General features: G+C 70.1%; 19 protein-coding genes, 1 tRNA gene and 3 pseudogenes. 8 read left to right on the top strand and 15 right to left on the bottom strand.

Annotated features, from left to right (window positions below):
• Window positions 1-78: 78 nt before the first annotated feature.
• The 10 genes from AS97_RS35330 to AS97_RS35285 form a co-directional block, all read right to left on the bottom strand.
• Complete coding sequence (locus AS97_RS35330) at window positions 79-966, bottom strand: hypothetical protein (RefSeq protein ID WP_247204586.1); 888 nt, start codon at window positions 964-966, stop codon at window positions 79-81.
• Window positions 963-1898 (bottom strand): NlpC/P60 family protein, encoded by a 936-nt coding sequence (locus AS97_RS35325; RefSeq protein WP_210566287.1) that lies wholly within the window; start codon window positions 1896-1898, stop codon window positions 963-965. Before AS97_RS35325 ends, AS97_RS35330 begins: the two co-directional genes overlap by 4 nt.
• Window positions 1895-2908 (bottom strand): replication-relaxation family protein, encoded by a 1014-nt coding sequence (locus tag AS97_RS35320; RefSeq protein ID WP_210566286.1) that lies wholly within the window; start codon window positions 2906-2908, stop codon window positions 1895-1897. The genes AS97_RS35325 and AS97_RS35320 overlap by 4 nt, the downstream gene beginning before the upstream one ends.
• 75 nt (window positions 2909-2983) lie before the next feature.
• On the bottom strand, window positions 2984-5380 hold the full coding sequence (locus AS97_RS35315) for a type IV secretion system DNA-binding domain-containing protein (RefSeq protein ID WP_210566285.1): 2397 nt from the start codon (window positions 5378-5380) through the stop codon (window positions 2984-2986).
• Complete coding sequence (locus AS97_RS35310; protein ID WP_210566284.1) at window positions 5368-7230, bottom strand: ATP-binding protein; 1863 nt, start codon at window positions 7228-7230, stop codon at window positions 5368-5370. The genes AS97_RS35315 and AS97_RS35310 overlap by 13 nt, the downstream gene beginning before the upstream one ends.
• Window positions 7227-8174, bottom strand: a complete 948-nt coding sequence (locus AS97_RS35305) for a PrgI family protein (protein ID WP_210566283.1) — start codon at window positions 8172-8174, stop codon at window positions 7227-7229. The genes AS97_RS35310 and AS97_RS35305 overlap by 4 nt, the downstream gene beginning before the upstream one ends.
• Before the next feature lie 6 nt (window positions 8175-8180).
• Window positions 8181-9740 carry a hypothetical protein gene (locus AS97_RS35300; RefSeq protein WP_210566282.1) on the bottom strand — a complete coding sequence of 520 codons (1560 nt, stop codon included), beginning with the start codon at window positions 9738-9740 and terminating at the stop codon, window positions 8181-8183.
• A 380-nt stretch (window positions 9741-10120) separates the two neighbouring features.
• Window positions 10121-10498 carry a pilin gene (locus AS97_RS35295; protein ID WP_247204585.1) on the bottom strand — a complete coding sequence of 126 codons (378 nt, stop codon included), beginning with the start codon at window positions 10496-10498 and terminating at the stop codon, window positions 10121-10123.
• A 325-nt stretch (window positions 10499-10823) separates the two neighbouring features.
• Window positions 10824-11600, bottom strand: coding sequence for a hypothetical protein (locus tag AS97_RS35290; RefSeq protein WP_210566281.1), 777 nt, complete (start codon window positions 11598-11600; stop codon window positions 10824-10826).
• Window positions 11601-11857: 257 nt separating this feature from the next.
• The gene (locus tag AS97_RS35285; RefSeq protein WP_167442611.1) at window positions 11858-11998 is read right to left on the bottom strand and encodes a hypothetical protein; all 141 of its coding nucleotides are present in this window, start codon (window positions 11996-11998) and stop codon (window positions 11858-11860) included.
• Window positions 11999-12468: 470 nt separating this feature from the next.
• On the opposite strand from AS97_RS35285, the gene AS97_RS35280 reads away from it, so the two are divergent.
• From AS97_RS35280 to AS97_RS35270, 3 genes are all read left to right on the top strand, one after another.
• On the top strand, window positions 12469-13137 hold the full coding sequence (locus AS97_RS35280; protein WP_210566280.1) for a hypothetical protein: 669 nt from the start codon (window positions 12469-12471) through the stop codon (window positions 13135-13137).
• Window positions 13138-13155: 18 nt separating this feature from the next.
• On the top strand, window positions 13156-14097 hold the full coding sequence (locus AS97_RS35275; protein WP_210566279.1) for a DNA methyltransferase: 942 nt from the start codon (window positions 13156-13158) through the stop codon (window positions 14095-14097).
• Window positions 14098-14430: 333 nt separating this feature from the next.
• A complete protein-coding gene (locus AS97_RS35270) occupies window positions 14431-16116 on the top strand; it encodes a recombinase family protein (RefSeq protein WP_210566278.1) in 1686 nt (561 codons plus the stop codon).
• Here the strand turns inward: AS97_RS35270 and AS97_RS35265 are convergent.
• Both AS97_RS35265 and AS97_RS35260 read right to left on the bottom strand, forming a co-directional pair.
• A tRNA-Leu gene (locus AS97_RS35265) sits at window positions 16081-16165 on the bottom strand. The two genes, AS97_RS35270 and AS97_RS35265, sit on opposite strands and share 36 nt — an antisense overlap.
• 145 nt (window positions 16166-16310) lie before the next feature.
• Window positions 16311-16765: pseudogene (locus AS97_RS35260) on the bottom strand (aldehyde dehydrogenase family protein); the annotation flags it as partial.
• 5 nt (window positions 16766-16770) lie between these two features.
• Here AS97_RS35260 and AS97_RS35255 point away from each other — a divergent pair.
• Window positions 16771-16962 (top strand): annotated as a pseudogene (locus tag AS97_RS35255) (aldehyde dehydrogenase family protein); the annotation flags it as partial.
• Here the strand turns inward: AS97_RS35255 and AS97_RS47830 are convergent.
• From AS97_RS47830 to sucC, 3 genes and pseudogenes are all read right to left on the bottom strand, one after another.
• Window positions 16963-17244: pseudogene (locus AS97_RS47830) on the bottom strand (aldehyde dehydrogenase); the annotation flags it as partial.
• Window positions 17245-17419: 175 nt separating this feature from the next.
• A complete protein-coding gene (sucD, locus tag AS97_RS35250; RefSeq protein WP_210566277.1) occupies window positions 17420-18325 on the bottom strand; it encodes a succinate--CoA ligase subunit alpha in 906 nt (301 codons plus the stop codon).
• Between the two features lie 12 nt (window positions 18326-18337).
• Window positions 18338-19477, bottom strand: a complete 1140-nt coding sequence (sucC, locus tag AS97_RS35245; RefSeq protein ID WP_269138037.1) for an ADP-forming succinate--CoA ligase subunit beta — start codon at window positions 19475-19477, stop codon at window positions 18338-18340.
• 176 nt (window positions 19478-19653) lie between these two features.
• On the opposite strand from sucC, the gene AS97_RS35240 reads away from it, so the two are divergent.
• The 4 genes from AS97_RS35240 (at window position 19654) to AS97_RS35225 (ending at window position 26235) form a co-directional block, all read left to right on the top strand.
• Window positions 19654-21369: a thiamine pyrophosphate-binding protein gene (locus AS97_RS35240; protein WP_059149471.1), complete on the top strand. Its 1716-nt coding sequence runs from the start codon at window positions 19654-19656 to the stop codon at window positions 21367-21369.
• 12 nt (window positions 21370-21381) lie between these two features.
• Window positions 21382-22629, top strand: a complete 1248-nt coding sequence (gene frc / locus AS97_RS35235) for a formyl-CoA transferase (RefSeq protein WP_210566276.1) — start codon at window positions 21382-21384, stop codon at window positions 22627-22629.
• 2 nt (window positions 22630-22631) lie between these two features.
• Window positions 22632-24767, top strand: coding sequence for an acetate--CoA ligase family protein (locus AS97_RS35230; protein ID WP_059149469.1), 2136 nt, complete (start codon window positions 22632-22634; stop codon window positions 24765-24767).
• A 76-nt stretch (window positions 24768-24843) separates the two neighbouring features.
• A complete protein-coding gene (locus AS97_RS35225; RefSeq protein ID WP_210566275.1) occupies window positions 24844-26235 on the top strand; it encodes an OFA family MFS transporter in 1392 nt (463 codons plus the stop codon).
• The last annotated feature ends 4 nt before the right edge of the window (window positions 26236-26239 follow it).

Raw genomic sequence — 26239 nt, 5'->3', positions numbered from 1 at the left:
CACACATATGGCTTCAGAAAACGTGAACCCACGGCCCACCGCGGCGACGACTATGAACGCTCTGCGGTGGCCGACTAGTCAAGCCGCTCCTGTCATCCTCGCGGGTGCTTCTTGGAGCGGTCCGCCGGGTGCGGTTTGGGGTGCGGGGTGAGGTGCGGGTGCTCCCGGGGTGCGCTCGGTGTCGAGGCGGGTGCGGAGCTCTCGGGCGCGGTGTTGGCCCAGGTGCAGGTGGCGGCGGAGCTGGCGGATGCTGATCGGCTGACCGGTGTGCTGGCGGGCCGCCAGATCCAGTGCGAGAGCCCGCGCGTACACATCGGCGTCTGCGCGGCTGTGTCCATCGGGCTGGTCCACGGGCCCATCGGGGGCGGGTTCGTGGCTGTCGTGGCGTGTGGTGGCCGCTGTCGGGCCCCCGTCTTCCTCGTCGGTGCGCTCGGATGGTAGTGGAGCGGGGGGTGCGGGTGCTCCCGGCGTGTTCCTGGGGTGCTCCTCAGAGTGGTCGTCGTGGGGTGCGGTGGTGGGGTGCGGGTGTGTCTGGGAGGTGCAGCGGCGGTAGGCGGCGACGGTTTCGGTCAGGCCGATGAGGAGCAGGGGCGGTACTGCGTGGAGGAGCACTCCGGCGGGGTCGGCGTGGCAGGGCCAGCCGATGTGGTCGTCGGGCCAGAGGGAGGTCCAGGTGTTCATCACGGTGGCGGCCAGGCCGGCGGACCAGCGCAAGGCGGTGGACCAGCGTGGTGGGGGGATGTCCCAGGCGGCGAGTCGTGCGTCGGCGTAGAGGACGCTGGTGAGGGTGAGGGCGACCATCGGGTCGAGGAGGACGGCGATCGGCCAGGGGATGTGGTGATCGACGGCGAAGAGGGTGACGTTGACGGCGGTGAAGATGAGGGCGAGGGCGGCGACGCCGGCCAGGATGCGGACGAGCGTGCGCATCAAGGTGTCGATCTCGGCGGGGGTGGGGTGCGTGCTCACCGTGCACCGCGCGGGCTCGGGCGGGTTGCTCCCTGGTAGGTGGGGCCGGTCAGCTGGACGCGGGTTTCTCTGACCACGGCGCCGGGGTGGGGTGCGTCGATCATGTGGTGGTGGCCGCTGTAGATGCCGACGTGTGTGACAGCCCGCGGATTGGTGCCGAAGAACAGCAGGTCGCCTGGTAGGAGGGGTGTTCCGGCGGGGAGGCGGGGGCCGGTGTTGTACTGGGCCTGTGCCACGCGGGGGAGGTTGATGTTGATGGTGGCGTAGGCGGCTTTGGTGAGGCCGGAGCAGTCGAAGCCGCCTTCGGCGGGGCCGTCGCCGCCCCAGACGTAGGGGGTGCCGAGCTGGCGGCGGGCGAAGGCCACCACCTCCCGGCCGGCAGCGGAGGTTGTGGGGAGGGCGGCAGCGTAGCGGCGTGCGATGCGTAGAACGTCTGCGACGTAGGCGTGGGAGGGGTTGTAGGCGTAGATCGCCCGCTCGATGTGGTTCTTGTTGTGTCGGGCACCGTGTGTGCACAGCAGGCGCGCTGCGGCGAACACCGCGTCCACCGGATCCCACGGCGTCGGCGGTCTGCGCCCACCGGCGGGTACCGGATGTGCGTAGAGCTTGAACGTGGACGGCAGGAATTGCATGGGGCCCACGGCTCCTGCGGAGGATCGCATGGTGGGGTGGCGTCCGTGGTCGGTCTCGGCCTTGCCGATGGCAGCGAGGATCGTCCAGGACAGACCCGGGCACTCAAGGGCGGCCCGCTGATACAGCGCCAGCATGCTCGAAGGGATGTCCCGCAGCGCGTTCCTGCCCGGGGCGGCGGTGGTACCGCTGGAGCCGGGGATGAGCGAGCTGAGGAGTGCGGCGATCGCGAGGGCGGCGAGCAGGGGAAGGGCGATGAGGGCGCAGCCGATCCCGGTGGTGGTCTTGGCGAGCAGGCTCATCGGCCGTCCGGTGCTGCGGGCGGCCGGGGTGGGATGGGAAGGGTGAGGGCGGTGTCGGCGTCGGTGGGGTCGATGCTGGCCGGGGTGAGGTGGGGCCAGTGGGTGGTGAGGCCGGTGAGGGTGGTGCGGCGGGCTGTGGGGTGGAGGGGTGCCCACCAGGGGCCCCAGGGGGTGCGGGTGGTGAAGTCCGCGGAAGAGGTCGCAACGTACAGGCCGAGGTCGCGAGCGGGTTGAGCGAGGCGGTGGCGGAGGGCGCGGTCGCGGGAGGCGGTGCGGGTGTGGATGAGGAGGGCGGGGCGGGTGTTGGTGGAGGTGGTGAAGGCGGCGTAGCCGGCGAGTTTGGCTTCGACGCGGGGCAGGGGCTGGGAGCCGGTGTCGTATTCGAGGAAGAACGGCAACAGGACCGGGTTATTCGCGTCGGGGGTGGTGGGGTCGTGCCAGTGGGCGTAGGCGTCGGGGCGGATCATGTCGTCCCAGCGTCTGGCGCAGGACCGTTCGGACAGCCACAGCGTCAGGCGGCCGTGGGTGGCGTGTGGGGTGGGGGCGGCGAGGTGGGTGAGGAGTTCGTTGACGCCGATGTCGTGGCCGAGGGATGGCGAGTAGGCGATGCGACCGGTGGTGGTGGGGCGCCAGCCGAGGGCGGCGGGTTCGCATCCTGCGTGGGCGGCGATGACGCTGACGCCGGTGGGGCCGAGGGTGTAGTGCTCGGGTGCGGAGCCGTGCTGGGTCAGGGGGCGGAAGGAGTCCAGGACGGCGTGGTGGTGAAGGGCACGCAGGCGCCGTTGGGCGGAGCGTTGGCTGGTGAAGGCGATGCGGGCGATCTGTGGGGTGGTCAGGACGCGGTGTTCGTGGACCATGGCGGTGATCCACAGATCGCGGGCGGTGAGGCTGCGGGTGAGGGCAGCAGGGTCCGTGCGGTGCCGTGCTGGTGTGGGCCGGGGCCGGGTGAGTGCGGCGCGCGCGGTGTAACGCGAGCCGGGGCCGGAGGCGGGGCGGGGCAGAGCGGGCATGGCGGTTCACCACCAGGGCATCGGTCGGGAGAAGGCCGGGTGAGCGGAAGAGGGGGCGCGTGGCGGATTCGGTGGTCAGGGGCGGGTGGTGCGGGTGTGGGTGGGGGCCGCTGCGGCGGTGCGGAGATCGGCTGCGCGGCCGGGAACGGGCGGTGGGAGGGGCCGGGTGGTGAGGGTGAAGGCCGGGGATTCGGCGCCGGCGGTGAGCAGGTGGGCGGCGGCTTGGTAGGGGCCGAGGTGAGCGAGGTCGTGGGCGGTGAGGGTGTGGAGGGTATGGCGTTCCAGGGCGGTAGCGTCTTCGGGCGAGGTGTTGAAGAAGATCTTGTTGCGGGCGTTGGCGGAGATGCCTTCGCGCAGGTCGCGTGGGAGCTGGGCTAGGTGCTGGTGGGCCAGTGCCATGGACAGCCGGTAGCCGCGGGCTTCGGCGAGCATGTCCTCCAGCGGGTAGGGCAGGGTGAGGAAGTTGTGCGCCTCGTCCACGTACAGGGACGCGTCGATGCGCTGGTGTTCGGGGGTGCGGGCGCGGGCGGAGGCCGCTTGCCAGGTTCCGGCGACGATGAAGGAGCCCAGCAGCCGTGCGGTCTCCTCACCGAGCGCGCCCTTGGGGAGGCGGGCGAGGAGGATGCCGCCGTCGAGGACCTGGGTGAGGTCGAAGGTGGAGGGGCCGGCGGAGATGGCGCGGCGGGCGAAGTCGCGCAGCAGGAAGGCGCGCAGCTTGTTCATCACCGGCCCGACGACGGCGGCGCGGGAGGGTTCGGACATGGACTCGTACCAGGCCCAGAAGCCGCGGAGGACGGGGTCTTTGATGGTGGGGATCAGGCGCAGGCGGTAGGCGGGTTCGCCCAGGAGCCGGGGGACGTCGGCGAGGGTGACGAGCTGACCTGTGTGGGCGCGGTGTTTGAGCAGGGTCAGGCAAGCGGCGCGCATGACGTCGTCGGTCCTGGGCCCCCAGAAGGCGGTGAAGATGCGGCGGAAGATGCCGGTGAGGTTGTCGACGACCACGTCGATGTCCGCCCCGTCCAATACGTTCAGGCACGGTGGGGCGTGGGAGTCATCCGGGTCGATGAGGACCAGGCGGTCGGCGCAGGTGTCGGGCAGGCGGTGCAGGAGGTCGGTGACGAGGTCGCCCTTGGGATCGATGACGATCGCGCCCCGGTGGTGGCGGACATCGTCGAGAACGAGGTGGGCGACCAGGGTGGATTTGCCGGAACCGGTGGCTCCCATCAGATGGATGTGGTGGCGGGCGTCCGCGACCGCGAGACCGACCGGGCGGCGGGCGCCCATGTCGGAGCGGCCCAGCGGCTTGACCCCGGCGCCTGGGGTCGGCTCCGGGACCGTGGGTGGTGGGAGGACTGAGCGGGCTCCCGCACGCCGCAGGCCGGGGGCGTCCGCGTCGACGGGAAGATGGGCCAGGGCCGCCAGTTCCGGGACCGACAGCAGCGCCGCACGCTGCGGGAAGACGCGTCGTTCCAGCCATCGTTCGGGGTGGGCGAGTCGGGTGCGGGCGAGCCAGTTGAGTTCCGAGTACAGGCCGAACGCGGAGGCGAGCGCGTGCGCACGCCCCCGCACCACATCCCGCGCACGCTCCTCCTCACGGGTGCAGGTGGCCGCGTAGGCGATGACTGCGTGCCATTGAGGGCCGGTGAGTTTGGCGGCGGACTGACGGACCGCGGCACCGTGCTCGATATCCTGCCGCCGGGCCAATACTGGCTGCGGCCGGTGCAGCAGGAGCGCGCCGAGCGCGGGCAGCCGAGGCGCCGAGCCTCCAGCCTTCAACCGCCGCGCCGACCGGCGGGCCCGCCGCACAGCGGCGCCGGTTGCCGGGCGGACGAGGATCTGCACGAGCGCGGTCTCGCCCTCGCTCATACCGGTGGCCGCCTGCAGCAGGGCCCGGAGCGGGTCCGCCACGTGCTCGGTGCGCAGCGGCAGCACCTCCGGCCGGGCCGGGCGCAGCCGCCCCGCCGTCACCACATGGCCGGCTGGGATGAGCTCCGGTGGTTGTTGGACGCGAGTGTGGGCCCCGGGCCAGGCCGCCTCCACCGCCCGCCGCACCAGCCCCAGCGGCACCGTCCCCGGCACCCACAGCCGGATCCCCAGCCCCGTCGGCGACCACGCGTACTCGAACCCCAGATGCGGCTGGCCATCGGTAAGGCGTCGCCACCACGGCCGCAACAGACCCGCCAGCTGCGCCCACAACACGTCACCCCCTTTGGCAGGGATCTGGGGCGGAGCGAGGATTTCGACGCAGCGCGCGTCGTCGGCGAGGCGCCGCTGGCGACGGCGTCGGATCCGGCCGCAGGCGGTGGTGACGCACACGGCGGTCGCCGTCGCGACCGGTACGAGCACGGGCATGTACGGGGCGGCCCAGCCGAGAACCGTTTGGGTGATGGAGGTCCAGAAGGCAGCGGGGTCGGTCAGGAAGTCCACCACCGGGCCACGGGGTACCGGGCCGGTGACGGTCACTGGCTCCACGTCTCTCCGCCGAACTCGTGGCCGAGGGAGGAGTCGTCGGGGGCGGTGTCCTCGGCCCACTGCTGGGCGGCGAGTTCCCCGGGGTCGGTGGTAATGATCTCGTGCTCCCCCGGGGCGGTCACGGAAATCAGCGCGACCTTGCGGCGTTCCCCAGCCAGCAGCAACGCCTCGCCCCTCCCGGCGGACAGCAGGAACTCCCGCTCACCATGGGAGAGCCGGAACGACTCGCTGATGGTGTCGATCGCTTGTGGAGCCTGCCGGAGCAGAATCTGAGTCGCCGCGTTCGCGACCACCGCTCTCCCCAGCGGCGAGGCGAGGACGTCATCTGCGTCCTGAGTGATGACGGCCAGCCCCGTCCAGTTTTTGCGAGCGGCCTTGGCCATCCGGAACAGAAAACGCGCCCCGGCCTCGTCACGCATCAGCAGCCACGCCTCGTCCACGATCACCAGATGCTTACCGCCCCGGCCCGCATCGGTGACCTGGCGCCAGATCGCATCCAGCGCCAGCAGCATCGCCGGAGCCTTCACCTCCTCCGGCAACTCCCGCAGCGCGAAGACCACCAGATGACCCGCAGTGCTCACCGTGCTGCGGCCGTTGAAGACGCAAGCATGCGAACCGGTGACATACGGCGCCAGCCGCTCCACCAGCCCCGCAGCCACCTCACTCCCATCCTCGCCAAGAACCTCCGCGAGGTCGGCAAGGACCGGCGGGGTCCGCGTCCAGGTCCGCGCATCCGCCGTGATCCCCACCCGGGCGTAGGTGGCCAGGAGCGCCCGGTCGAGCACGGCTTCCTCCGCGCCCTTCACCTCGGCGCCGAAGAGCACAGCCAGGAAGCGGTGCAGGAACAGCACCCGTCGCGTCAGGACATCCTCACCGCCGGCCTCCCCGTGACAAGTGAGGTCGAAGGGGTTCAGGCGTACGCCGTCGGCACCGAGCGCGACGACATTGCCGCCGACACTCTCGGCCAGGCGTACGTACTCGTTTTCCGGGTCGACGACGGAGGCGGTCATCCCGGTGAACAGCAGCCGCAACAGCTCCAGCTTGGCCAGGTAGGACTTGCCGGCCCCGGAACGGGCGAGGGTGACCGAGTTGTAGTTGTCGCATCCGAAGCGGTCCCACAACACCGGCGCGCCGGAGACGGCGTTCAGCCCGTACAGCACCTGCGACCCCGCTCCGGCCCCGGCCCCAGCAGCATCGGCGGGAGCGGGTAGCTCGGGGCTGGCGAAGGGGTAGCAGGCGGCGAGCGCCGCAGTGTCGAAGGTGCGGCGGATCTTCAGCGTGTCGATGCCCAAGGGCAGGGTGGCCAGCCAGCCGGGCAACGCCCGGTAGGTCGTTGGTGCGACCGTCACCAGAAGTGACTCCGCGACCGCTTTGACGGCGGCGACCTGCTCGGCCAAGGTCTCCTCGTCCGCGGCGTGGATGGTCATGTACAGGCCCACGTGGAAAAGCTTTCCCTCGCCACGGGCGATCCGGTAGGCGAGATCGGCCGCGTCCGCAGCGGCGGCCTCGACCTCCGGATTGTCCAAGTGCCCCTTGTCGAATGCGCCCCGTCGGCCGGATTCCAGCCGGGCACGCTGCTTCTTCAGACCGGCCGCCGCCACGAGGTTGGGGACCGGTTCGATGTGGAGCGCGATGTCCAAGTGCCCGGGGAAGGCGAGGAGGGGCGCCAGCCAGCCCGGGGTGACCTCAGCCGGGTAGCCGGTCACGACCATAGTGGAGGCCAGATGGCCCCCGATCGCGAGGGTACGGGCATGCACCTCAAGCGCCTCCGGACCCGCAGGCTGCAACAGCTCCCCGGCCCGGACGACCTCATGGTCCGCGCGGCGCCGGTTTCGGGGACGTCGGATCATGCCTCGACTCCTTGCGCTTCCGTATCGAGCGGCGGTGTAGGGGGATAGGGGTTACAGGCGGTAGTGATCAGCGCCGTGGTCTGCTCAAGGTCGAGTGGGGTGACGCTGATACCGGCGGGAGCGAGCCCACGAGTCGCCTCTTGGAGGCGCTGGACAGCCCGTCCGCTACAGGCAGAAGGCCGGGCTCGGCGCGGCGGTGTCTCCTCCCGTGCGACAAGGACGATCTGGCGGGTCAGCAGGTCCCTGGTCCCGGCGAGATGGGCAAGGTAATCGGCGTGCGCGCGGGCCGCCCGCTCCAGCGCCGGGTGCGGCAGAGCCGGGGCACCGTGGTGGAGCTGGTCCACCAGAGGCGTGAGATCGGTGCGGTGACAGCGCAGCAGGAGCTGGGTCGGGCCGGTCAGCGAGTTGAGCCAGCGCCCGAACCCCGCGACCAGACCCTGCTGCTCGGCACCACTGTGCAGGTCGAAGTTGACCGGCGAGCAGACCCCCAACGCCGCCTGCCCCTGCCCGGCCAGATCCACCGTGCCCACCGGGCCGACACCGCGATACGGCATCCGCACCGGCACCGGCATCGGCCCGGCTGCCTTGCCCATCGCCTTGTTCACGATCTCAGGCAGCGCGGGCACGCCTTCCGGAGCATGCACCCGCCGCTTGGGGACACGGGCGTGAGCGAGGGCGGCCAGAAGAAACCGGTCCAGGCCGATGCCCTCCCGAGCGCCCACCGCGACCGCGGTGACAGCTCCGGCCACGGGCACCACCATCACCAGATACGCCAGCGGCGGCATGAACGGCCGCGCGAGCCAGTACCCGCCGTACAGCACCAGCACGCACCCGGCCAGGATCACGGTCTGCCGCGCGGTGAGCGGGCCCAGCACACGGTCAGGGCGCGTGATATCCGCGGGAATCCGGGTCGTAGCGACACCGTCGTCGTATCCATCTGTCATGAACACTCACCTCCGGGGCGGTTCAAGAGGAAGCCGCAACTGCACCGGGCGTACGGGCCGGGCACGCACCCGCACGGCCGGGATCCGCAGCACCATCTGCCGTGAGGTCATACGCGGGACGGGCCGGTTGGCCGACGGTCGTGCGGACGAGAGCGAGGCCGAGCCGCTGGTGGTGGTGTGCAGTCGCGGGACGCGTTCGGCCCGGATCGGCAACCAGGTCTGGACCGGCCGCGGCGGACGGGTGGAAACGCGCTGCGCGGCCACGGGCAACGTCAGCTGCCGCTTGCGGCGTGCCTGTGCGGGATGGACCACGGTGTGTGGACCCTTCTGCTGAGAAGTACCAGGTGAAGCCACTCGCGAGCCGGTGCTCAGGCGGCCCGCCGGTCCCCTTGGGACCGTGGGCGCCGTTGCCGAGCTGGCCGCTGGGGCTCCAGCTCGGGCCGCGCCCGTACCTTCAGGCCCCGAAGGGCTGCTGCCGGGCGCAGGAGAGCCAGTGGCTGTACCGGGCCCAGAACCGGGCGCTCTGCCCGCCGCCGCAGCCGGGCCAGTGCCGAGCCACCCGCGGCCCAGTGGCGAGCCTGGCCGTGATCCCGGCCGCGGCGGACCTCCGCCGCCACCGCCGGGACGTCCGCCCCCGCCACCGGGCCGGCCACCTCCGCCACGGCCACGGCGCAGCAGGGACGTGCCGGGGAGGTAACGGTCCATGAGCCGGTACAGAGCCAGAGTCCGCAGGAGGCGTACGGCGGTGGGGGCATGCGGGTTGTGGATCGGGGTGGCGCGGAAGACGACCTGCATCGTCCAGCCAGGGATCTTGAACAGCACCCAGAACAAGGCGAGCCCGGCCAGCATCGTGCCCAGCTGATCCGAGTACGGAATCCCCAGCGCCGTGGTGCCGGGGGCGAAGAACAGCTTGAGCGCGACGATGAACGTCATCGACTGCGCGACCTGAATGACCAGACAACCGGCGAGACCATGCCACCACAGCCGGGCCACCGGGTCGGTGAGCGGGTGGGCATGGCAGGCCAGCGCCAAGGGACCGGAGACGGCAAGCAGAGCCATGACCGCGACCCGTACGACAAAGCCGATCAGCACGGCCAGGATCAGCACGATCATGACGATCGACACGATCAGCAGGTAGATCTTCAGCCCGGGAGCGCCGAACAGAGAGAAGGGAAGGGCTCGTTCGACCAGGCCCTGCCCGGCGTCAGCCATGCCGATGCCCACGATCGCATGGGAGAGCGCATTACCCAGGTCGATGGCCTTGCCCATCACGGTCAGCGACATCGCCGAAGCGATCATCCCGATCAGCAGGCGCGGGGCGATCTGTTTGAGCGCATACCGGGTCTGGACGGTCTCGTATCCCATCACCGTGATCCCGCCCGCGGTCACGAACAGCACGTAGATCCCGGCTGTGATGCCCATCGACCCGGTCCACAGTCGTTTCAGGTCCGCGTGCCGGGTGACATCGGGCGTGGCGAGGAGGGTGTCGGCGAGCAGCTCCCGCAGGGGCTTCATGATCTGCTCGACGATCATCCCCAGGAACGAGGTGATCGCGTTCACGATCATCCCCGGGATGTCGAGGAAACCGCCCAGGCCCCAGCCCGCCGGGGAGCAGTCACCGCTGGTGACCTCGCAGGCAGGAGGCGTCAGCCCAGGAGCCGGTTCCAGCCTCGGCCGCCGTGAGGGCTTAGGAGACGGACGGCTCGGAGCCGGACTCGGCCCGGGCGTGGCCTCAGGCCGAGTGGGCCCCGCTCGGGGCTCGGGAGCGCTTGTCGCCGGTCCAGGCTGGGGACGCGGTTCTGGATCGGCCGGTACGGCAACTGCCGGGAAGACCGCAGTGGGGAGCGCGACTGCCTGCGCGGGCGACCCGGTGAACGGCCCGGCGCCGACGAGGAAGGCAGCGGGCGTCAGGAGCAGGACACAGAGAGGACGGCGGCGGGTGCTGGTCATTGCCCGCCGCCGCCGTCCACGCCCACGATCTGCTTCAACAAGGCCACCAGTACCGGGGCGAGGATCGCCAGCCCGTAGCCGATCGCCGCGGCCTTCAGCGCTCGCTTGGAAGCTTCAACCTCGCCCGGGTCACCCCCGGCCATGAGGTAGCGCAGGCCACCGAAGGTGAGGAAGAGCGTGGCAAGCCCGGCGAGCAGACCGACAACCTCATCCCGCAGATTGGAAATGACCTCCGGGATCGTGGCCACCGCCCACACCACGGGCGGATCCACCAACAGCAAAACAGCGGTCACAGGGATGGTGAACACCAGCCGAAGCCCACAGCGCATCAACTGACGTGCGGCGGCCGGTCGCGGACGGAAGCGGCTGAGCATGACAGGGCACCTCCATCAGACACGAGAACAGACAGACAGAAAACGCACGACGACAGGCATGGGCGGGGTGAGCCGGATCCTTCGCCCGGGGCCGGCCTCCTTCGGCGGCTACCGGATGGCTCTCGGGGTGTCAGCACGAGACGGAGCGCACACCCCACCCAGCACACGGCCCGACAGCGCAGGAGCCCTACACAAACAACTCCTGCCAGGCCCGAGGGCTCCTGCCGATCCAGGAGAATCAGAAGAAGCCCTCGTCTGCCCATCGATAGAGAATCCGGGGCCGGAGCGTTGACGCCCCGGCCCCGGACGTCCCCCGCATGGCTCCCTACCGGGCCTGATGACGCAGGTGAGAAGCCAGGCGCTGTTCGGCGGCGGTGCGATGCCGGTACAGCTGACGCATACTCACCCCACGCTCACTGGCAAGCGCCCCCATCGACTCGCCCCGCAGCCGCGTGCGGGCGATCAGCTGAGCCTCGGCCAAATCCACCACCCGGGCCCGCACCGCACGAGCCAATACCTGGTACTCATCCGACACCGTCAAGCCCTCCAGGTCCTCGACGGTTGCGCGGGCACGCAGGCGCCCCAGATGGACCATCGGCTCACCCGCCTCCCGCTCCCCGCGACGACGAGCCGCGTAGACCAGGCGGTGAACCGCGCGGTCCGCCGCCGCGAACAGCTCCCGGTCCACCCCCGGATCACCCGCATCCACCCCCGCAAGGGCGACCGCGACCGCGGCGAGAGCTTCCTGCTCGACTTCCTGACGCTCCAGATGAGCTGGGCAGGCCAGGCGGGACAGCATCCGGCGCAACACCGGAACCGTCATGGCCACGGCCACCACCGGCCACGGCTCACCGAGGTCGTGCGCACGGCGCACGACCTCACTCCACGTGCGTGCCCGCAGCTCGGCCCGGGTGCTGGGGTGCGCCAGCCGGACGCGGATCTGGTCGACCGGCCACGCCTCCTCCGACGGGTCGTCACGCACCAGGTGTGCGGGCATGGTCAGTGGCGTGGCGGTACGGGCGAGCGCGAGGAAGGACTGTTCCAGCTCCTCCAGCGGCGAGAGCCGGGCAGTGTGCGGACGGCGTACGGGGCGGTGATGCATGGCGCGACTCCTGCGAGAAGAGGTTCGGACAACTTCCGCCGCCAGCTCTTTCACTCCACCGCGCCACCACCGCACCACCCGCGCACCACCACCGGACAACACACCGCCCCATGGACCGCCATGTGCGATGGCACACCTCCGGCTCGGTGGCAGTGAGCAGGGCCAAGGCCCGTACAGAGCGAGCAGGAATCGAACATGAAGAATCTTGAATTGGCGTCTGTGCTCGGGATCTGCAGGCACATGGTCGCTTGCGTGGATCAGCGGTCTTTGAGGAGAAGGTGCAGCAGCGTCATCACGCCTACTCCGACCAAGAGGGCCGTACCGAACGAAGGATGCTCAAAGGCGACGTACACAGTGACGCTGCCCGTCAGCAGCAACAGCGCCATGCGCTCATCCATCTGACCGTGCATGAGTAGAGGCCCCTCCCGAGGTGACGGCACGCCTGCGCTTCCGACGGCGCTTGGTGATGGAAGAGAGGCCGCAGGATCGGAGCCATTACGCGGGTTCACAACAGGGCCTGTGTGTTGTGCGTCACACCTGACACGTGGGAGTGGCACGAGTCCTGGCCACCGATGGGCACGACGGGTAGTGGGCCGCTGTCGCTGGCATGCGCTCGAACTTCAGCAGCGACCCTCCATGCGCGGGGCCGCCCATGGTGGCTCGCTCATGGCTCGCGACCGGCTCGCACCCGCGCTCACCTGCGGATTCAGACGGACCGTCCGGCCATGTCGCGTTCGATCCGTTCAGAACGACTGGGGCGCATGACAGAAGCTGAACCGTAGGCAGTGGCAAAGGCCCGCAGCCTGAATCTCTATTGATCACGTCAGCACCAGACGGCCGGATCCCCGTACCCGGGCGCCACCAGCCGATGACGAAGTCCGACCACCACCGCACCACCACCAGCCGCCCCGGCGCATCCCGCCCTCTGCCGACCACCGTGTGGGCCCCTGCCTTGAATGACCCGAGCGGGGTCTCTGCCCCCGGCGAGGTGCTGCCCGGCTGGGCGTTGGACAAGATCCGCGCCGAGTTCACTCACCGACCCGGCCACCCGCCCGCGCGCCTGATCAAGATCCACATTCGCGACACCGAACCGGGCATGGACGCCCGGACCCGCGTCACCTACCTCGCCGCCCACGAGGACAGCAGCAGCGCCCGCACGGCCCCGGTACTGCTCGCGGAACTGCACCCCGACACCCTCCCCGTCCCCGACGACGAACCGGTCCCCGCCTGTGACCAGATGCCGGGCGCGATGGAGAACGGCTGGTCCGGTTTCTTCCACCGAGCCCATCGCCTCCTCTTCCGTAACGGCGTCTTGCTGCTTGCCACCAGACAGCGCCGCGACGCCGGACGCCTGACCGACCCGCTCGGATCCCTCATCGCCTCCGCCCGCACCGCCGGCTTCCGCTACCTCCAGCACATCGTCATCATCCACGGACACCCCGACGGCGACCGCATCACGCCCACCCCGCCCGAGGACGCACCGCCCGGACTCATCCACTCCGACCTGCTCGTGCTGTCCGCGATCAACAGCGCCTGACCGAAGGGGCACGACGCCATGTCCGACCGCGAATCGGTGTGGAACACCGCACCCACCTCCGCCCCCGCCCAGCGCGCCGACCGCTACGTGTCCGGCTCGAACGCGCACCCCGCCAAGATGCTGCCCGCGATCGCCGCCCACGCCATCCGCACCTACACCAAACCCGGTGAGCTGGTCCTGGACCCAATGTGCGGCATCGGCACCACCCTGGTCGAGGCCATCCGCCACCACCGCCACGCCCTCGGGGTCGAGTACGAGTCCCGATGGGCCCGGATCGCCCGGGCCAACGTCGCCCACAACATCCGGCACGTTGAGCAAGGCAGTGGCCGGGTGGTGTGCGGCGACGCCCGACAACTCACCCAGTTGGTCGACGCCGACCTTCACGGCAAGGTCGCGCTGGTGGTCACCTCACCGCCATACGGACGATCGGCCCATGGCCGGGTCCACTGCACGAGTGAAACTGGCGAGCGCGGCGTGGTCAAAACGGACTACCGATACGGCCGCGACCCGCACAACCTCGCCCACGTCTCCACCGACCAGCTCCTGGACGGCTTCTCCAAAATCCTCACCCAATGCCGGTCGGTACTGCGCCCGGGCGGCACCGTCGTCGTCACCACCCGGCCCTGGCGCACCCACGGCGAACTCATCGACCTGCCCTCCGCCGTCCTGGCCACCGGACAAGCCGCCGGACTCATCCCGACGGAGCGCTGTGTCGCTCTCCTCGCCGGCATCCGCGACGGCCGGCTCATTGCCCGGCCCTCCTTCTTCCAACTGAAGAACGTCCGCGACGCCCGCCGCCAAGGAATTCCCCTCCACCTCGTACAGCACGAGGACGTCCTCATCTTCACTCGCCCCGAGAAGCCCTCCGCGATGTCCCAGCCGCTGTGTACTCGCCACGAGCGGCAAGCCGGGACCGAACGCTGCCGCTACCCCCGATCCCATCGGAAGACAAGGCTGTGAACGCGCACACACGAAGCGGGGAAGCCATGACACCAGCCGCTACCACCCCAAGCTCCCCAGCAGCAGTGCGCCAGGCCCAGGAAGCGGATGAGCCACCCGAGGTGACCGTGATCCTCCCGGACGGTCCTGTGCCGCTCACCCCGCATGCTGCCAAAGCGCTACTGGCCTTCATCCAGGACGAGTACCAACACCGCCGCACCGTTCATCACAACGGCTGACCACCCACGACCGGGCGGAGACACGGTGGACGGCTGGCCCTCCGGGCCGAGCCAGAGGTACGACGGACGACCACCGTCCACCGTGCACACCAAGCGATCCCAAGGAAGACGGCCCATGCCCCGTTTCGCCTTCGCCGGACGCTGCTCCACCGAGGACCTCCAGGACCCGGAGACCTCCCGCAACTGGCAGCTCACCCGCGCCCGCGCTCTCATCGAACCCGCCGGAGGCGAAATCGTCGCCGAATACTTCGACGCCGGACACTCCCGCGCACTGCCGTGGAAACGCCGCCCTCAGGCCGCCGCCCTCCTCGCAGCCCTGCGTGACCCCCACCGCGGCTTCGACGCGGTCGTGATCGGCGAACCCCAGCGCACCTTCTACGGCAACCAGTTCGGCAATACCTTCCCCCTGTTCACCCACTTCAAAGTCCCCCTGTGGGTCCCCGAAATCGGCGGGCCGATCGATCCCGACAACGAGGCCCACGATCTCGTCATGTCCGTCTTCGGCGGCATGAGCAAAGGCGAACGCAATCGCGTCAAGATCCGTGTACGCACCGCCATGGGCTCTCAAGCCAAGATCGAGGGCCGATTCCTCGGCGGCAGACCCCCATACGGCTACCGGCTCGCCGACGCCGGCCCACACCCCAACCCGGCCAAGGCCGCCGACGGCAAACGCCTCCACCGTCTCGAACCCGACCCCCAAGCCGCGCCCATCGTGGTCCGCATCTTCACCGAGTACCTTCGCGGAACCGGCCTATACGCCATCGCCGAAGGCTTGACCCGCGACAACATCCCCTGCCCCTCGGCCCACGACCGCGCCCGCAATCCGCACCGCGACGGCCGAGCCTGGTCCAAGAATGCCGTCCGCGCCATCCTCACCAACCCCCGCTACACCGGGCATGAAGTATGGAACAAACAACGCAAGCAGGAAGTCCTGCTCGACATCGACGATGTCACTCTGGGGCACCGCACCCAACAGACCTGGAACACCCCCGATCAGTGGATCTGGTCTACCCAACCCGTCCACGAACCCCTGATCAGCAAGACCACCTTCGCTCGCGCTCAAGCCAGGAGACACGACCGCCGCCAGCACCACCCCGCAGAACGCAGCCCCCGCACCACACCACGCACCTATGCCCTGCGCGGACTCATCCGCTGCTCTCTGTGCGACCGCAAGATGCAGGGCACCTTCAACCACGGCCACCCCCACTACCGCTGCCGCTACCCGTACGAATACGCCAAGAGCAGCCCCCTCGACCACCCGCTCACCGTCTACATCCGGGAGGCCGTCATTCTCCCGGAACTCGACCGGTGGATCGCACGGGCCTTTGCCCCCGGACAGCTGAAGACCACGCTACAGGCCATGCAGCAATCCCAACGGGCGACAACCACCGCCTTGCCCGGCCTCGAGGTCGCCCGCCGCACCATTGCCGACTGCGACCGGCGACTGAGCCAATACCGCGCGGCACTCGACGCCGGAGCCAGCCCCGCAACCGTCGCCGCATGGATCAGCCAGGCCGAGGCCGACAAAGCCGCCGTACAGCAACAACTCATCACCGCCGGCGCCGCCCGGCGCACCGTCCTCACCGACGAACAGATCCACGGCGTGATCAAAGACCTCGGTGACCTCACCGACCGGCTCCTCGCCGCCCCCGCCGACCGCAAAGCCCCTCTCTACCAGGCTTTCGGCCTCACGCTCACCTACGACATGAAGAAGCGGGTCGTGACCGTTGAGTCACAACCCGCTTCATCCGTGTACGTAAGATCGTGTCCGAGGGGGGACTTGAACCCCCACGCCCGATAAAGGGCACTAGCACCTCAAGCTAGCGCGTCTGCCATTCCGCCACCCGGACCAGGTGTGTCTCCGCGGCCCGCCGCGGCGACATGGACCACGATACCAAGGTTTCGGAGTGCGTTTCACCTGCGTATGCCGGGCGCCCACCCCCGCGCCGACCTGGGGGGACGCGGGGATGGGCACGGAGGGTGACTCGCAAGTGACTAGGTGGGCATCAGGTGGTAGTCGGGGAAGTCGCCGGGGAGGCGCTCGGGCTCGGCGTGGTGGAGCGGGGAGGTGGAAGGCGGGTTGAGGAGGGTGACGGGCTGCGCGTAGGCGGAGAGGTCCTGGCCGGGGAGGAAGTGGCCGTCGGCGAGGTCACCGCGGTGGAGGGGGACGGCGCCGCGGTCGATGGCCTCGGCCACCTGGTCGGCGAGTCGGCGACGGCGGTGGCGACCCGGGCGCCGGTGTCGCGGCCGCCGACGAAGGAGACGCGGCCGATCTCGGGCGAGTGGACCAGGGTCTCGGACAGCTCACCGCCGCTGCCGCTGACGAGGGTGACCGGGATGCCCTCGCGGGCGGCGAGCGCGCAGGCGAGGGTGAGGCAGGCCGGCCCGCCGTCGGTGGGGGTCTTGGCGATGACGGCGTTGCCGGCCAGCGCCTGGACGAGCAGGGCGTGGGCCCGCCACCCTCGACGCGCTCTGCGAGCACCGGGGACTGCTCGCCCTCCTCCTGGTCTGGGAGATCGGCAAGCCCTGGCGGCTGGCCCAGGCCGAGGTGGACCGGGCCATCGACGGCGTCCGCTGGTACGTCGACAAGATCGACCGCATGGCCGAGGGCCGCGCCCCGCTGCCCGGCCCGGTCTCCGACATCGCCGGCTGGGCGCTCGGGGAGGGCGATATGGCGCCAGCCACGGTGCTGGTCGAGGGAGGCGCGTACGGCCTGGTGGGCGGTGGTGGCGTCGAGCCGTGACGGGCCCGCGATCGGGGTGCCGTCGACGGGGGTGGTGGCGGGGAGGGCCCGGCCGTCGCGGTGCCAGGTGCCGTCCCAGAGGCCCAGGACGCTGTCGCCCTGGAACGCCTCGGGGGCGGCGGCCAGGCAGCGCTGCCAGGCGTCGCCCCAGGCGGTTCCGGGCTTGAGGGTGAGGGTGGGTGCCATCGGCGATCTCCGCTCTCGTTGCACAGGCGCGGGGCGGGATGTGGCGGGGAGGTGGCGGTCCGTACGTCACCTGCCACGTACGGGGCGTGGCTGTGCGTGCGGGTGTCCCTACGGGGAGGAAGGCGGCGGCACGGAGCGTGACGGCGACCGGTTCGCGGAGCGGGTACGGCTCACCTCACGCGACGTTGCCGGGTGTTCCGGCCGGATCGCCCAGCAGAGCCACCACCAGCCCGGCGGTCTCCGTGGGGGTCGCTCCCACGCGCACGCCCGCCGCCTCCAGCGCCGTCTTCTTGGCCGCGGCGGTGCCCGAGGAGCCGGAGACGATGGCGCCCGCGTGGCCCATGGTGCGGCCCTCGGGGGCGGTGAAGCCGGCGATGTAACCGACGACCGGCTTGGTGACGTGGTCGGCGATGTACCGCGCGGCGCGCTCCTCCGCGTCGCCGCCGATCTCCCCGATCAGCACGATGAGATCGGTGTCGGGGTCGGTCTCGAAGGCGGCCAGCGCGTCGATATGGGTGGTGCCGATGACCGGGTCGCCGCCGATGCCCACGCAGGTGGAGAAGCCGATGTCGCGCAGCTCGTACATCAGTTGGTAGGTGAGCGTGCCGGACTTGGAGACCAGCCCGATCCGGCCCGGTTTGGTGATGTCGGCGGGGATGATGCCGGCGTTGGACTGGCCCGGGGAGATCAGCCCGGGGCAGTTGGGGCCGATGATCCTGGTGGCGCGGGCCCGGGCGTACGCCTGGAAGGCGACCGCGTCATGGACCGGGATGCCCTCGGTGATGACGACGGCGAGCGGGATCCGGGCGTCGGCGGCCTCGGTGACGGCGGCCTTGGCGTGGGGCGGCGGGACGAACAGGACGCTCACATCGGCGCCGGTGGCGTCCATGGCCTCGCGTACGGAACCGAAGACGGGCACCGTACGGCCGCCGATGTCGACCCGGGCCCCTGCTTTGCGCGGATTGACGCCACCGACGACATCGGTGCCGGCGGCGAGCATCCGCCGGGTGTGCTTCATGCCTTCCGCGCCCGTCATGCCCTGGACGATGACCTTGCTGTCCTTGGTGAGGAAGATGGCCATGATGTGCGCCCCCTACGCGGCGAGTTCGGCGGCGCGCGCGGCGGCGCCGTCCATGGTGTCGGCCTGGTGGACGAGTGGATGAGCCAATTGGCCAAGGATGGCCCGGCCACGAGCGGCGTTGTTGCCGTCGAGCCGGACGACCAGTGGCTTGGTGAGCGGGACGGTGTCCAGGGCGCGCACGATGCCGTCGGCCACCGCGTCGCAGGCGGTGATGCCGCCGAAGACGTTGACCAGGACGGAGCGCACCTCGGGGTCGCCGAGGACGAGGGACAGCCCGTCGGCCATCACCTGCGCCGAGGCGCCGCCGCCGATGTCGAGGAAGTCGGCGGGGCGGGCGCCGCAGCCCGCGACGACGTCCAGGGTGGACATCACCAGGCCCGCGCCGTTGCCGATGACGCCCACCCGGCCGTCCAGTTTGACGTAGCCGAGGCCGGCGGCCGCGGCGCGGGCCTCCAGCGGGTCCGGGTCGCGGTCGCCTGAGTCGTCCCACGACGGCTGCCGGAAGCGGGCGTTGTCGTCCAGGGTGACCTTTCCGTCCAGAGCCACGATCGTGCCGCTCCGGGTCACCACCAGCGGGTTGATCTCGACCAGGAGGGCGTCGTACGCGGTCAGGACGGTCCACAGCCGGCGGATGGTCCCGGCCGTCTCCGGCGGCAGTCCCCCGGCGACGGCGATCTCGTCGGCCTTCGCCTCGGTCACCCCCTCTGCGGGGTCGATCGGGATCCGGGCCACCGCCTCGGGGCGGCGCGCCGCGACCTCCTCGATCTCCATACCGCCCTCGGCGGAGGCGATGGCCAGAAAGCGGCCCGCGGCCCGGTCCAGGGTGAAGCCGAGGTACATCTCCCGTTCCACCTCGACCGGTTCGGCGACCATCACCCGGTGGACGGTGTGGCCCTTGATGTCCATGCCGAGGATCCGTCGTGCGGTCCGCTCGGCCGCCGCCGGGTCGTCGGCGAGTTTCACCCCGCCCGCCTTGCCCCGGCCGCCGGTCTTCACCTGGGCCTTGATGACGACGCGGCCGCCGAGCCGCTCGGCGGCGGCGCGGGCGGCTTCGGCCGTGTCCGCGACCTCGGCTCGCGGCACCAATACGCCGTTTTCTCGGAGGAGTTCCCGTGCCTGGTGTTCGTACAGGTCCATTGCCTGCTCCCTGATGACCGGTCAACAGCGCTTGATCCAGCGCTGGATCGAACGAGTGGCGCACGCCCCCTGGACATCGCTCGGCCGATGGTGGGATAACAAAGTTCATACAGGATAACGTCGACTGTATGCAATCCAGCGATCCACCGACGAGGCACGCACCGACCCCCTACGAAGGGACGCGATTCGCCATGCCCGACGACAGCCAGGACGTCATCTCCGGCGGGCACTTGGTCGCCAAAGCACTCAAGGCAGAGGGCGTCGAGGTCATCTACACCCTCTGCGGCGGCCACATCATCGACATCTACGACGGCTGCGTCGACGAGGGCATCGATGTCATCGACGTACGCCATGAACAGGTCGCCGCCCACGCCGCCGACGGCTACGCCCGGATCACCGGCAAGCCCGGCTGCGCCGTCGTCACCGCCGGTCCCGGCACCACCGACGCGGTCACCGGCGTCGCCAACGCCTTCCGCGCCGAGTCACCCATGCTGCTCATCGGCGGCCAGGGCGCCCACAACCAGCACAAGATGGGATCCCTGCAGGACCTTCCGCACGTCGACATGATGGCGCCGATCACCAAGTTCGCCGCCACCGTCCCGGACACCGCCCGCGCCGCCGACATGGTCTCCATGGCCTTCCGCGAGTGCTTCCACGGCGCCCCCGGCCCCTCCTTCCTGGAGATCCCGCGCGATGTGCTGGACGCGAAGGTGCCGGTGGAGGCGGCCCGTGTCCCCCAGGCCGGGCACTACCGCGCCTCCACCCGCAGCGCCGGCGACCCCGAGTCCGTCCAGAAGCTGGCCGATCTGCTGGTCCAGGCGGAGAGGCCCGCGATCCTGCTGGGCAGTCAGGTGTGGACCACCCGCGCCACCGACGCCGCCATCGAGCTGGTGCGCACGCTCAATGTGCCCGCGTACATGAACGGCGCGGGGCGCGGCACACTGCCGCCCGGCGATCCGCACCACTTCCAGCTCTCCCGCCGCTACGCGTTTTCCAACGCCGACCTCATCGTCATCGTCGGCACGCCCTTCGACTTCCGGATGGGCTACGGCAAGCGGCTCTCCCCCGACGCCACCGTGGTTCAGATCGACCTCGACTACCGCACGGTCGGCAAGAACCGGGACATCGACCTCGGCATCGTGGGCGACGCGGGGCTGGTGCTCTCGGCCGTCACCCAGGCCGCCTCCGGGCTGGGAGGGTTTGGGGGGGTACCCCCCATAAGGCACAGTAACGGGGGCGCGGGCAAGCGCAAGGAGTGGCTGGACGAGCTGCGCGCCGCCGAGCAGAAGGCGATCGAGAAGCGGCTGCCCAACCTCCGGTCCGATGCCTCCCCCATCCATCCGTACCGCCTGGTCAGCGAGATCAACGACTTCCTCACCGAGGACTCGATCTACATCGGCGACGGCGGCGACATCGTCACCTTCTCCGGCCAGGTCGTCCAGCCCAAGTCGCCCGGCCACTGGATGGATCCGGGGCCGCTGGGGACGCTCGGCGTCGGTGTGCCGTTCGTGATGGCCGCCAAGCAGGCCCGCCCCGACAAGGAGGTGGTGGCGCTCTTCGGCGACGGCGCGTTCTCCCTGACCGGCTGGGACTTCGAGACGCTGGTCCGCTTCGACCTGCCGTTCGTCGGCATCGTCGGCAACAACTCCTCGATGAACCAGATCCGTTACGGCCAGAAGGCCAAGTACGGCGAGGAGCGGGAGCGGATCGGCAACACCCTCGGCGATGTGCCCTACGACCAGTTCGCGCGGATGCTCGGCGGCCACGGCGAGGAGGTCCGCGACCCGGCGGACATCGGCCCGGCGCTGCGGCGCGCTCGGGAGTCCGGCAAACCGTCGCTGATCAACGTCTGGGTGGACCCGGACGCGTACGCCCCCGGAACCATGAACCAGACCATGTACAAGTAGGGAGCCCCCACCATGTCCCAGGCTGCCCAGGCCAATCAGGCTCTGACGGGGATCCGCGTCCTCGACATGACGCATGTGCAGTCCGGTCCCTCCGCCACCCAGCTGCTCGCCTGGCTCGGCGCGGATGTGATCAAGCTGGAGAACACCACCGGGGACATCACCCGCAAGCAGTTGCGGGACCTCCCCGACGTGGACTCGCTCTACTTCACGATGCTCAACTGCAACAAGCGGAGCATCACCCTCAACACCAAGTCCGAGCGCGGCAAGGAGATCCTGACCGAGCTGATCCGCCGCAGCGATGTGCTGGTGGAGAACTTCGGTCCGGGCGCCGTGGACCGCATGGGGTTCTCCTGGGAGCGCATCCAGGAGATCAATCCGCGGCTGGTCTATGCCTCGATCAAGGGGTTCGGCGAGGGCCCGTACACCAAGTTCAAGGCGTACGAGGTGGTCGCGCAGGCCATGGGCGGGTCGATGTCGACGACCGGCTTCGAGGACGGCCCGCCGCTGGCGACCGGCGCCCAGATCGGCGACTCCGGCACCGGGGTGCACTGCGTGGCGGGCATCCTCGCCGCGCTCTACCAGCGCACTCACACCGGGCGCGGACAGCGGGTCAATGTGGCGATGCAGCACGCGGTGCTCAACCTGTGCCGGGTCAAGCTGCGCGACCAGCAGCGGCTGACGCACGGTCCGCTCGCCGAATACCCGAATGAGGACTTCGGCGACGAGGTGCCGCGCAGTGGCAACGCCAGCGGTGGCGGCCAGCCCGGCTGGGCGGTCAAATGCGCGCCCGGCGGGCCCAACGACTACGTCTACGTCATCGTGCAGCCGGTCGGCTGGGAGCCCATCACCCGGCTCATCGGCCGCCCCGAGCTGGCCGAGGACCCGGAGTGGGCCTCGCCCGAGTCGCGGCTGCCGAAGCTGGCCAAGATGTTCCAGCTGATCGAGGAGTGGTCGAGCACCCTGCCCAAGTGGGAGGTGCTGGAGCAGCTCACGGCCCACAACATCCCGTGCGGGCCGATCCTGTCCACCAAGGAGATCGTCGAGGACGCGTCGCTCGCGGCCAACCAGATGATCGTCGAGGTCGACCACCCCGAGCGCGGCTCCTTCACCACCGTCGGCTCCCCGCTGAAGCTCTCCGACTCCCCGGTCCAGGTCGAGCGCTCCCCGCTGCTGGGCGAGCACAACGAAGAGGTGTACGTCGGGGAGCTGGGACTCGGCGACGAGGAAGTGCGGCTGCTCAAGATGGACGGAGTGATCTGACGGTGACGAATGACAACGATGCCGTGCGCGCGGTGCTGGACGCCGCCCGCGCCGAGGGGCGCACGGCGCTCACCGCTCCCGAAGGGAAGCGGATCACCGATGCCTATGGCATCCCGACCCCGGCCGAGGGGCTGGCGGAGACCGTCGACGAGGCGGTGTCGCTGGCCGACCGGATCGGCTTCCCGGTCGTCCTCAAGATCGTGTCCCCGGACATCCTGCACAAGACCGACGCGGGCGGGGTCCGGGTGGGGCTGAACTCCTGCGCCGAAGTGCGGGGCGCGTTCACCACGATCGTCGACAACGCCCGCTCCTACGACCCCAAGGCCCGGATCCAGGGCGTCCAGGTGCAGCAGATGATCCCGGACGGCGGGCAGGAGGTCATCGTCGGCGCGGTCACCGATCCCACCTTCGGCAAGGTCGTGGCGTTCGGCCTCGGCGGGGTGCTGGTGGAGGTGCTCAAAGACATCACCTTCCGGCTGGCCCCGGCGACCGAGGACGAGGCGCTGTCGATGCTGGACGGGATCCGCGCCGCCGAGGTGCTGCGCGGGGTGCGCGGCGGACCGGCGGTGGACCGCGCGGCGCTCGCCGATCTGATCGTGCGGGTCTCCCGGCTGGTGGCGGACTTCCCGGAGATCACGGAGGTCGACCTCAACCCGGTGTTCGCCACCGCGAGCGGGGTGCTCGCCGCCGATGTACGGCTGCTGGTCGGGGATCCCGCCCCGCAGGAGCGCCGCCGCTACTCGCGCGAGGAGATCCTGAGCGCGATGCGCCGGCTGATGCAGCCGCGCTCGGTGGCGGTGGTGGGCGCCTCCAACGAGCAGGGCAAGATCGGCAACTCGGTGATGCGCAATCTCATCGACGGCGGCTTCCCCGGGGAGATCCACCCGGTGAACCCCAAGGCCGACGACATCCTGGGCCGCAAGGCGTACAAGAGCGTCACGGACGTCCCCGGCGAGGTGGATGTGGCGGTCTTCGCGATCCCCGCGAAGTTCGTGCCCGCCGCATTGGAGGAGGTCGGCCGCAAGGGCATCCCGAACGCCGTGCTGATCCCGTCCGGCTTCGCCGAGACCGGTGAACACGAGCTGCAGCGGCGGATCGTGGAGATCGCCGAGGAGTACGGGGTGCGGGTGCTGGGGCCCAACATCTACGGCTACTACTCCACCTGGCAGGACCTGTGCGCCACCTTCTGCACCCCGTACGACGTCAAGGGGCCGGTGGCGCTCACCTCGCAGTCCGGTGGCATCGGGATGGCGATCCTCGGCTTCGCCCGGACGACCAAGACCGGTGTCTCGGCGATCGTCGGGCTCGGCAACAAGTCCGATGTGGACGAGGACGATCTGCTCACCTGGTTCGGTGAGGACGACCGCACCCAGTGCATCGCGATGCATCTGGAGGACCTCAAGGACGGCCGGGCCTTCGTGGAGGCGGCGCGGGCCACGGTGCCCCGTAAGCCCGTGGTGGTGCTCAAGGCGGGCCGTACGGCGGCGGGCGCCAAGGCGGCCGGCTCCCACACCGGCGCACTGGCCGGGGACGACGCGGTCTACGACGACATCCTGCGGCAGGCCGGGGTGATCCGGGCGCCGGGCCTGAACGAGATGCTGGAGTACGCGCGGGCGCTGCCCGTGCTGCCCACGCCACAGGGCGACAACGTCGTCATCATCACCGGCGCCGGGGGCTCGGGGGTGCTGCTGTCGGACGCGATCGTCGACAACGGGCTGTCGCTGATGGAGATCCCGGACGACCTGGACGCCGCGTTCCGCCGCTTCATCCCGCCGTTCGGCGCGGCCGGGAATCCGGTGGACATCACCGGCGGCGAACCGCCGTCCACCTACGAGGCGACCATCCGGCTGGGGCTGGAGGATCCGCGGATCCACTCGCTGGTCCTGGGCTACTGGCACACCATCGTCACCCCGCCGATGGTGTTCGCCGAGCTGACCGCGCGGGTCGTCGAGGAGTTCCGCGCCCGGGGCATCGCCAAACCGGTGGTGGCCTCGCTCGCGGGCGACACCGAGGTCGAGGAGGCGTGCGCCTACCTCTTCGAGCGCGGGGTCGTGGCGTATCCGTACACCACCGAGAAGCCGGTGGCCGTCCTGGGCGCCAAGTACCGCTGGGCCAGGTCAGCGGGGCTGCTCACATAGGCCACCACGTTTCCCGGAGCACGAAGAGTTTGGACAGGGGGCGCTGGCCGGGTTCCTTCGAAGCCAAGGGGACGACATGAGCACAGCAGAACGACCGGAGGGGGCCCTCCCCTTCCGTGAAGTGCGGGACAGCAAGGGACGCACGTATCGCATCGGCGAGACGGACCGCGACATCCTGGGCCACAGCCGGAAGCTGATGATCTATCTGCCGTGGATCGCGATGATGGCCATCAGCGTGTCCGAGTACGCCTACGGCTCGGCCGAGGACACGCTCTCGGACGCGCACGGCTGGACCCAGAGCAACACCTTCTGGATCCTGAGCGTCTGGGTGTTCTTCCAGGCCGGGATCGCCTTCCCGGCCGGGTGGCTGCGGGAGAAGGGGATCCTGACCGCCCGCGCGGCGATGTTCCTGGGGTCGGGGCTGTGTCTGATCGGGTTCGTGGCCCTCGCCCACCTGGACAACGTTTTCGCCGCCATCGTCGGCTTCGGCGTCATCGGCGGGCTCGGCTCCGGATTCATCTACGCCACCTGCATCAATATGGTGGGCAAGTGGTTCCCGGAGCGGCGCGGGGCGAAGACGGGGTTCGTCAACGGCGGGTTCGCCTACGGCGCGCTGCCGTTCATCTTCATCTTCAACTACTGGTTCGACACGGGTAACTTCGACGAGGTCCTGGACCTCATCGGGGTCTATGTGCTGATCGTCGTGGCGATCTGCGCCTGGTTCTTCAGGGACCCGCCGAAGAACTGGTGGCCCGCCGACATCGACCCGCTGAGCTACAGCGGCGACGCCAAGAGCGCGGCGAGTCTGGCGAAGAACCCGCCGGCGGCGCGGCAGTACACGCCCAAGGAGGCGATCAGGACCGGGATGCTGCCGCTGATGTGGGTGTCCCTGGTGCTCACCGCCGGGGTGTCCATCTTCGGCATCTCCTTCCAGGTCGACTACGCCAAGGAGGTGGGCTTCGGCCCACTGGTGGCGGCCTCGTCCATGGGCATCATGTCCGTCATCAACGGTGTCGGACGCGGTGTGGTCGGCTGGCTCTCGGACCTGTGGGGACGCAAGACGACCCTGGTGTTCGTCATCGTGGTCCTCGGCCTCGCCCAGTTCGGGGTGATCTGGGCCGGCAACATCCACAGCGAGGCGCTGTTCCTCTTCTTCGCCTTCCTCTCCGGATTCGGCGGCGGCGCCTTCTACCCGATGTTCGCGGCGCTGACCCCGGACTACTTCGGGGAGAACTACAACGCCAGCAACTACGGCCTGGTGTACAGCGGAAAGCTGATCAGCGGACTGTTCGGCGGCGGGTTGGGCTCGATGGTGGTCGACTCGTGGGGCTACGACGGCGCGTACGCGCTCGCCGGAGGCATCTCCATGCTGGCGGCCGCGGTGGCCCTGCTGCTGCGGCAACCGGGTCGGCCACGGGTCCGGGGCATCGCCCCGAACCCGCAGCCGATCAGCCGCGAGGCCGTCTAACTCC

The organism is Streptomyces sp. AgN23, assembly GCF_001598115.1.
Classification (GTDB): Bacteria; Actinomycetota; Actinomycetes; order Streptomycetales; family Streptomycetaceae; genus Streptomyces; species Streptomyces antimycoticus.
The sequence above is the reverse complement of the archived record's forward strand: the minus strand, read 5'-3'. Positions and strand labels throughout refer to the sequence as shown.